General features: G+C 80.3%; 9 protein-coding genes. 3 read left to right on the plus strand and 6 right to left on the minus strand.

Annotated elements, in window-relative coordinates; all coding sequences use genetic code 11:
* From ACRYMN_RS20395 to ACRYMN_RS20415, 5 genes are all read right to left on the minus strand, one after another.
* On the minus strand, positions 1-440 hold a 440-nt coding region (locus ACRYMN_RS20395), incomplete at its 3' end, for a hypothetical protein (RefSeq protein WP_432499194.1).
* 104 nt (positions 441-544) lie between these two features.
* Positions 545-1,033: a VOC family protein gene (locus ACRYMN_RS20400; RefSeq protein ID WP_432499197.1), complete on the minus strand. Its 489-nt coding sequence runs from the start codon at positions 1,031-1,033 to the stop codon at positions 545-547.
* A 116-nt stretch (positions 1,034-1,149) separates the two neighbouring features.
* Positions 1,150-2,241, minus strand: coding sequence for a hypothetical protein (locus tag ACRYMN_RS20405; protein WP_432499198.1), 1,092 nt, complete (start codon positions 2,239-2,241; stop codon positions 1,150-1,152).
* 210 nt (positions 2,242-2,451) lie between these two features.
* Positions 2,452-3,009: an Rv3235 family protein gene (locus tag ACRYMN_RS20410; RefSeq protein WP_432499200.1), complete on the minus strand. Its 558-nt coding sequence runs from the start codon at positions 3,007-3,009 to the stop codon at positions 2,452-2,454.
* A gap of 115 nt (positions 3,010-3,124) precedes the next feature.
* On the minus strand, positions 3,125-3,898 hold the full coding sequence (locus ACRYMN_RS20415; protein ID WP_432499201.1) for a LysM peptidoglycan-binding domain-containing protein: 774 nt from the start codon (positions 3,896-3,898) through the stop codon (positions 3,125-3,127).
* Between the two features lie 204 nt (positions 3,899-4,102).
* Between ACRYMN_RS20415 and ACRYMN_RS20420 the strand changes: the two genes are divergently transcribed.
* Complete coding sequence (locus ACRYMN_RS20420; RefSeq protein WP_432499202.1) at positions 4,103-4,645, plus strand: hypothetical protein; 543 nt, start codon at positions 4,103-4,105, stop codon at positions 4,643-4,645.
* An 18-nt stretch (positions 4,646-4,663) separates the two neighbouring features.
* Here the strand turns inward: ACRYMN_RS20420 and ACRYMN_RS20425 are convergent, their stop codons facing one another.
* Positions 4,664-4,891, minus strand: a complete 228-nt coding sequence (locus ACRYMN_RS20425) for a helix-turn-helix domain-containing protein (protein WP_432499204.1) — start codon at positions 4,889-4,891, stop codon at positions 4,664-4,666.
* Positions 4,892-5,125: 234 nt separating this feature from the next.
* Here ACRYMN_RS20425 and ACRYMN_RS20430 point away from each other — a divergent pair, with 234 nt between their 5' ends.
* Positions 5,126-5,800 carry a hypothetical protein gene (locus ACRYMN_RS20430; RefSeq protein ID WP_432499206.1) on the plus strand — a complete coding sequence of 225 codons (675 nt, stop codon included), beginning with the start codon at positions 5,126-5,128 and terminating at the stop codon, positions 5,798-5,800.
* Positions 5,797-7,185: a CpaE/TadZ family protein gene (locus tag ACRYMN_RS20435; protein ID WP_432499207.1), complete on the plus strand. Its 1,389-nt coding sequence runs from the start codon at positions 5,797-5,799 to the stop codon at positions 7,183-7,185. Before ACRYMN_RS20430 ends, ACRYMN_RS20435 begins: the two co-directional genes overlap by 4 nt.
* The last annotated feature ends 519 nt before the right edge of the window (positions 7,186-7,704 follow it).

Raw genomic sequence — 7,704 nt, forward strand, 5'->3', positions numbered from 1 at the left:
GCGCCCCCCCCGGCCCCCCCCCCCCCCCCGCGCCGCGCGCCGCCCCCCCCCCCGCCCCCCCCCCCCCCCCCCCCCCCCCCCCCCCCCCCCCCCCCCCGGCGCGCCTGCTCCAGGCGCACCTCCGCGTCGCGCTGCAGCATGGTGCGCCGCTCGCCGTACCCGGTGGCCGCCGCGCGCGCGGGATCGCGCGCCACGTCGCGGCTGAGGGTGGGCAGCAGCTCGGCGTCCACGGCGCGGCGCACGGCGTCCAGCTCGGCGGCCGCCCGCACGAGCGCCACGGCCCGCCCGGCCACCTCCAGCTCGCGCGAGCGGTCCACCACGGAGACCGCCGAGACGGTGCCGGCGGCCAGCAGCGGCGCGACGACGAGGGCGGCCAGGTGCTGCCACACGGGCCGCTCCCGCAGTCGCCGGCGCAGCGCGCGCCCCCTCGTCCGTCCCACCCGCACACCATCGGTGCGTCCCGGCACCGACGTGAGCCCCGTGCGCACCGTCGGTGCCCGGGGACCGCAGGACCACCCGGACGGCGCACGGCAGCGCTGCGGCGTCAGGCGTCCGCCGTGCGCACCGCGTCCGCCGTGTCCGCAGCGTCCGCCGCGGCCTCGAGGTCGGCGACGACGAGGCGGCGCATGCCGAGCATCGCCCGCACCGCGCGCGCGGCCCGCTCGGGGTCGGGGTCGGCCTGCAGCTCCACCAGCCGCCGCGGCACGACCTGCCACGACAGGCCCCAGCGGTCCACCAGCCAGCCGCACCGGCCCTCCTCGCCGCCCTCGGCGAGGGCGTCCCAGAGGCGGTCCACCTCGGCCTGGTCCTCGCACAGCACCTGGATCGAGAACGCGGGGGTGAGCCGGTGCTGCGGCCCGCCGTTCAGGACCAGGTGCTCGCGCCCGTCGAGGGAGAAGCCCACGACCAGCGGGGAGCCGTCCGGGCCGGGGGAGACCGAGGTGATCGAGGAGTTCGGGAACAGGGACACGTAGTACCGGGCGGCCTCGAGGCCGTCGCGCTCGAACCAGAGGCAGGGCAGGGTGGTGGGCATCGTGGCTCCTCGGGGCGCGGGCGTGCGTCGCTGACGGGGTGTGGACCGCCGGCGGCGCCCGGACTCACCGCTCCGGTGCCCCGGCAGCGCCCCGGCAGCGTCCCGGCAGCGCGCCGCTACACCAGTGTCGCCAGCGTCCGTGCCGGCTGGCGCACCAGCCGCAGCAGCGGCGGCACGGCCACCGCGGTGGCCACCAGCGCCGCCACCGCCAGGCTCGGCACCGGCGTGCCGCCGGCGAGGGCCTGCGCGGCCAGGGCGCCGGCGACCACCGCGCCGGCGGCCGCCAGGCGCGAGTACGACTCCAGCAGCCCCACCAGGAAACCCACCACGCCGAAGGCCCCCAGCCCCAGCAGCAGACCCGCCACGTCGCCGGCACCGGCGCCGCCCAGGCGCAGCAGGGCGCCCAGCACCAGCGAGCACGCGGTCGTCAGCAGCAGCAGCCGGGCGAACGCGCCGGCCACGATCCGGCCGAAGACGTCGCCGGCGCGCGAGCGGGCGTGCTCGTGCAGGCTCGTGGAGGCCAGGGCGTCCAGCAGCACCGTCCAGACCCGGTCCAGGTGGCGGTTCGCCCAGATGCTGCCCAGCAGCGAGGGCACCAGGGCCACGACGGGGAACGCGGCGCTGCTCGTCCAGCCCACCGACGGGTCCAGCACGACCAGCAGCGCGGTGCCCGCCCCCACGCCCGCCGCCGGCAGGGAGCGCCGCCAGGGCGTCGGCGGCCGTGCCGAGGGCGGGCGCGTCAGCACGGCCGCCACGACGGCGGCCTGCGTCAGCAGCACCACCGCCAGCACGTCCACGTGCACCGGCAGCCCGGCGCGCACGGACGCCGCGGCCACCGCGAGCGCCAGCGCGTACGGCACCCCCCAGCCGCGCACGACCACCACGAGGCCGCCCACCCACGTCACCACCAGCGCCGCGGCCAGGGAGCGCTCCGGGGCCAGCAGCACCGCGAACGGCACCAGCAGCGACAGCGCCGCCACGACCCGGGCCGGGCCGCGCTCGGCGCGCAGGCGGCCCAGCCCGTCGGCGTCCGTGAGCCAGCGCCGCCGCAGCAGCCACTGCAGCGCGAAGCTCACCGGCAGCGCCAGCTTCCACGCCCGCTCGGTGGTGCCGGCGCCGAACTCCGCCGCCAAGGGCCCCACCCACGCCGTCGTCGCCAGCAGCGCCGCGACGAGCCCGAGCAGCTCGCGCGGGTCGCTGGGCGTCACCTCCCGCGGGCGCCGCGCCGTCGGCGGCGGCACCTGCGCCGGCGCGGCCGCCGCGGGGGGGGGGCGGCGCGCCCCCGCCCCCCCCACCACCCCCCCCACCCCCCCCCCCCCCCCCCCCCCCCCCCCCCCCCCCCCCCCCCGCGCGCGCCGCCCCCCCCCCCCCCCGGCCCCGCTCGGGCGGGGGCCGGTTGCCGGGTGCCGGGTGCCGGGTCAGCCGACCTCCAGCGCGGTCACGCGCCAGCGCTCGTGGCGCCGCTCGACGCGCAGCGCCAGCGCCCGCACCCGCTCGCCGGTGCGCACCACGGCGCTGACCTCCACGGCGTCGGCCACCGGGCACGTCAGCACCCGCAGCACCTGCGGGCGCGGGCCCGGCCCGGCGGCTCCGCCGCGCACCCGCGCCGCCAGCACCGCGCGGCGCTGCACGTCGGCGTAGACGTCGGCCGCCGACCAGCGCAGCAGCTGCTGCGGCGGGCGGTGCCCGCTGAGCACCTCCAGCAGCACCACGAGGTAGTCGCGCGCCCAGCCGCCGACCTCGGGCGGCTCGGGGCGCTCACCACCGCGGTGCCGGTGCTCCAGCTGCAGCTCCAGCACACCCTGGTCGGGGCTGAGGTGGGTCAGCACCGAGACCACCGCGCCCGGCTCGCCCACCAGGGGCGGCGCGGCCAGCGGCACCGGGTACCGGCGGATGCGCGCGCCCGCCGGCCGCGCCGCGACGGCGGTGCGGGGTGCGGCGGGGGCGTCGACGAGCAGGGCGGCGGTGGCGGGCACGGGGGCTCCTCGCGGGGTCGGTGGTCGGTGGTCGGTGGCCCGGGTGCGGGGCCGCGGGGATCGCGGGGCCGCGGGGATCGCGGGGCCGTGGTCGGGGTGCGGGACGGGCGGCGGCTCAGGGGAGCCGCAGCACCTGGCCCGGCAGCAGCAGATCCGGGTCGTCGCCGATGACGTCGGCGTTGGCCGCGTACAGGCGCTGCTGCTCGTGCAGCACCTCGGCGGTGCTCGCGCCCGCGCCGCTGCGCGCCTGCGCCAGCGACCACAGGCTGTCGCCGCGCTGGACCACCAGCCCCGCCCCGGCGTCCCGGCCGGGCGGCGCGGTGCGGGTGCCGCCGGGCAGCTCGGCACGGGGCAGCTCGGGAACCGGCGCCGGCACCGGCGGCGCCCACGCCGGGTCGGGCGCCGCGGGCAGGGGGTCGCCCGCCGCGGCGGGCGCGGCCGGCTCCAGGGGCGCGCCGGCCACCCACGCCGCGTCCGGTGCGGGGGGCCGCGCCGCGGCCGAGGCCGTCGAGACGGCCCCGCCGCCGAGCACGAGCCCGACGGCCAGGGCGACCCCCCGGCGCACCAGCGGGTGCACCGGGCGCGCGGCGCGTGCGGCGCGCGCTGCGCGCGTCGTGGGGGGCCGCCGGGTGGCGGCCGCGCGCTCGCGCGCCTCCGCGGCGGTGGCGCGCAGCACGCTGATGGCCAGGAGCGCCAGCAGCGCGGCCCCCAGGGCGCCGCACGAGGCGACGAGCAGGTCCGTGAGCGCGGCGGTGCCCCGGGCTGCGGAGGCGGCCGACGGTGCGGCCAGCGCGACCAGGCCCGCGGCAGCGCCGGCGGGCAGCACGGCCAGCGCGGCGCCGGTCGCCAGGACCGCGGTGGTGCGCGCGGCGTCGCGGGTGGCGGGCACGGTGCGTCTCCTCGGGGGTGTCGACGTGTCCGGGTGCGTCCGCTCGCCGCTGGAGGGCGCCGGAGAACGCTGGACGGTGTCGTTTGCTGTCGTTTGGTGCGGCTTGTCTACCGATGCGAGGGTCCGTGGGCCAGCACGGCGGCCGCACACCGCCCGTTCGGCGGTGCCGTCCTGACGTGGTGTGAGCACCCGTAGCGTGGGCGGGTGCGCTGGGACGACCTCTTCGACGACCTCGACGCCCGCCTGGCGCACGCCGGGCGGCTCGACCGGGAGGCCGAGGTCGCCGACCGGCGCGCGCGGGACCTGGCCTCGGTGGACCTGCTCGGGCGGCTGCTCGCCACGGCGGGGGAGCTGTCGGTGCAGCTGCCCGACGGCGGCTGGGTGGGCGGGCGCGTGCGCGCGGCCGGGCCGGGGTGGGTGCTGCTGGCCGCGGGCGCGCCCGTGCCGCGTCAGGTCCTGGTGCCCACGGCGGCGGTGTGCGCGCTGCGCGGGCTCTCGCGCGCCAGCACCGCGCCGGGTGCCGTGGCGCAGCGGCGCACCCTGGTGCTGGCGCTGCGCGCCCTGGCCGCGGCCGGGGAGGACGTCCTGGTGCGCACGCCGGCGGCCGACGTGCGCGGGCGGCTAGTGCGGGTGGGCGCCGACCACGTCGACGTCTCGGCGCCGGGGACCGCGGCGCCGGGGAGCGGTGGGGCGGGAGTGCTCACGGTGCCGTTCGCGTCGTTGCTGAGCGTCACCGAGCTGGTGTGAGGGGGCGCGGCCCCGGCGTCAGGAGCGGGCGGGGCCCTGCCCGTGGGGCGCCTGGGCGCTCTCGCGGGTCTGCGCGTACATGCGCTCGATGTACGCCTCGAGCTGGGACTCCTCCACGCGCCACTGCCCGCGGCCGCCGACCTTGATGGCCGGCAGGTCTCCGCTGCGCACCAGGGCGTAGGCCTGGGCGGAGGAGATCGCCAGGGTCTCGGCGACGTCCGCGAGCGGGAGGAAGCGGGCGGGCACGGTGCCTCCTGTCTCAGCGGCTCGATCGCCCCCGGTGCACCGGTGGCGAGGCGCATCCTCGCACGGCGGGGGCCCGGCGCAGGCCCGTCCGGGTGACCTGTGGACGACGGGACGGCACGCCCGGGCGCCGCGGTCACCATGGCCGGGCGCGACCGGGCGGTCCGGCGCGGCGGGAGGAGGCGCGAGGTGCGCACGGCGACAGCTCCACCGGTGCCGGGGCGGCACGGCCCCGGGGTGCCCGGTCCGGCCCGGGCCCGGCGCTTGCGGGCCCCGTCCTGGCGCGACCCGCGCCTGGTGGTGGGCGTCGTCCTGGTGCTGGCCTCGGTGGTCCTGGGCGCGCGCACGGTGTCCGCGGCGCGGGCCACCACCGGCGTGTGGGCGCTGACCGCGCCGGTGGGGGCGGGCACGGCGCTGGGCGCGGCCCAGCTGCGCGTGGCGCAGGTGTCCGTGGAGGAGGCCACGGCCGCGGCGTACCTGCCCGCCGGTCAGGCGCCCGCCGCCGGGTGGGTGGCGCTGCGCGGGATGGCCGCCGGGGAGCTGCTGCCCCGCTCCGCCGTGGCGCCGGCCGACGAGCTGGTCGAGCGCGCGGTGAGCCTGCCGCTCGAGGGCGCGCTGCCCGACGGGGTGCGCACCGGCGCGCTGGCCGACGTGTGGGTCGCCTGGCCCGCCGAGGGCGGCGGCGCCGCGGCGCCCGCGGGTGCCGCGGCGCACCCGCGCCCGGAGGAGGTGGTCGGCGCCGCCGAGGTGGTGGCCGTGACCGAGCGCTCGGCGGCCCTGGCCGGTGCTGCGGGCGCGGACGTGCAGGTGCTGGTGCCCTCCGGAGCGCTGCCCGAGGTGCTGCGGGCCCTGGCCGTCGACGCGGACGTGGTGCTCGTGCCGGTGCCGGGCAGCGCGGGAGCGGCGCGGTGAGCCTGCCGGTGCTGCTGGCCGTGCCGGGCCCGGAGGAGGCGCGCCTGGTGGCCGGCTGGGAGTCGCTGCGCCGGGAGGTGACCGTGGTGCGCCGCTGCGCGGACGTGGTGGAGGTCCTCGCGGCCGCCGGCGCCGGCCTGGCCCGCGTGGCGGTGCTGGGCGCGGACCTGCCGGGCGTCGACGCCGAGGCGGTCGAGGCGCTGCGCCGCCACGGCGTGGGCCTGCTGGTGCTCCTGCCCGGGCGGGACGCGCACGCCCTGGAGCACCGGTGGCGGGGGGGGGGGGGGGGGGGGGGGGGGGGGGGGGGGGGGGGGGGGGGGGGGGGGGGGGGGGGGGGGGGGGGGCGGGGGGGGCGCCGGCCGGGGCGGCCCCCGCAGCCCGGCCCGCCCCGGGGCCCCCCCCCCCCCCCCCCCCCCTTCGCCGCGGCCGGGGACGAGCCCGTCGTCCTGGCGCGCGCCGCCGCGGCCCTGGCCGAGGCGGCCGGCTCCCCGCCCGGTGCCGACGACGACCCCGCTGCCGGGCACGCGCAGGGCTGGGCGCGTGACCCGCTCGAGGACGCACCGGTGCTCGCCCGCACCGTCGCGGTGTGGGGTCCGCACGGCTCGACCGGCCGCTCGACGGTGGCCGTCGCCGTGGCCGCCGAGCTCGCCGCCCTGGGCGCCACGACGCTGCTGGCCGACCTGGACACCCGCGGCGCCTGCGCCGCGCAGCTGCTCGGCCTGCTCGACGAGGCGCCGGGCCTGCTCGCCGCGGTGCGCGCGGCCACGGAGGGGCGGCTGGACACCGCCGCGCTGCACCGGCACGCCGCCCTGGCCCTGCCCGGGCTCGCGGTGCTGACCGGCTCGCCCGACCCGCACCGCTGGTCGGAGCTGCGCCCCGTGGGTCTGCGCCGCGTCCTGGAGGTGGCCGCCGGCTGCACCGACTGGGTGGTGCTGGACCTGCCCGGTGGGCTCGACGACGACGAGGGGGGCGAGCGCGACGCCGCGACGGCGGTCGCGCTGGAGGCGGCCGACGTGGTGCTCGTGGTGGGCGGTGCCGACCCGGTGGGGCTGCAGCGGTGGATCCGCGCCTGGCAGCGCCTCGCCGAGCTCGTCCCCGGCACCCCCGCCGTGGCGGTGCTCAACCGGGTGCGCGCCTCGGCGGTCGGAGCTCCGGCGCCGCGGCGGGTCGCCGCCGCCGCGCACCGCTTCGCCGGGGTCGAGCAGGTGGTGCTGCTGCCGGAGGACGCCGCGGCGGACGCCGCCGTCCTGGCCGGCCGCACCCTGGTGGAGGCGGCGCCGCGCAGCGGGCTGCGCAGGGCGCTCGCCCGGCTCGCCCAGCAGCTGGAGGACGGTGTCGCCGCCGTCCCGACGCCCGTCGTACCCGCGGACCTGGCCGCGATTTGACCGGGTGGTGGGGCGTGGTTAACGTAGTGGACACACCGCGCAGCGGGGAGGAACGGACGGGTGACCGGCCGGTCCCTGTGGCGGGTGTCACCCCTTCTTCCAGATCGATCTCCTGCTCGTCGCTTCACCGCGGCGGGTGGTCGGCCGATGGAGCAGGGAATGCCTGACCCGGTGGGTCGGTTGAGCTCCTCCGGATGGTTCGGGGAGCCGCCGCCGCTGAGGTAGGCTGCTGAAGCCGAAAAGCGCGGTGACCGGCTGGTCCGAGTGGGCCGGTGGGTGCCGGTGCGTCCGGTTCTTGAGAACTCAACAGTGTGCCAAGTGTTGATGCCAAACAATCAACCCCGTGGCGGTGGTGGTGCCTGGTCTCGTTCGGGGCTGGGTGGTGCTGCTGCTGGGGATTCCTTTGGTGTTGGTCCTCCGCTCCCTCGCCAGGGGGTGGGGGTTTCGAGATCAGAGGTCAAACCAAGCTAGTCATAAGATCTGGTGCTTTCCGGGTTCGCCCGGGAGGTGTCTATGGTT

It is taken from the genome of Kineococcus gypseus (genome assembly GCF_050871305.1).
GTDB lineage: Bacteria > Actinomycetota > Actinomycetes > Actinomycetales > Kineococcaceae > Kineococcus > Kineococcus gypseus.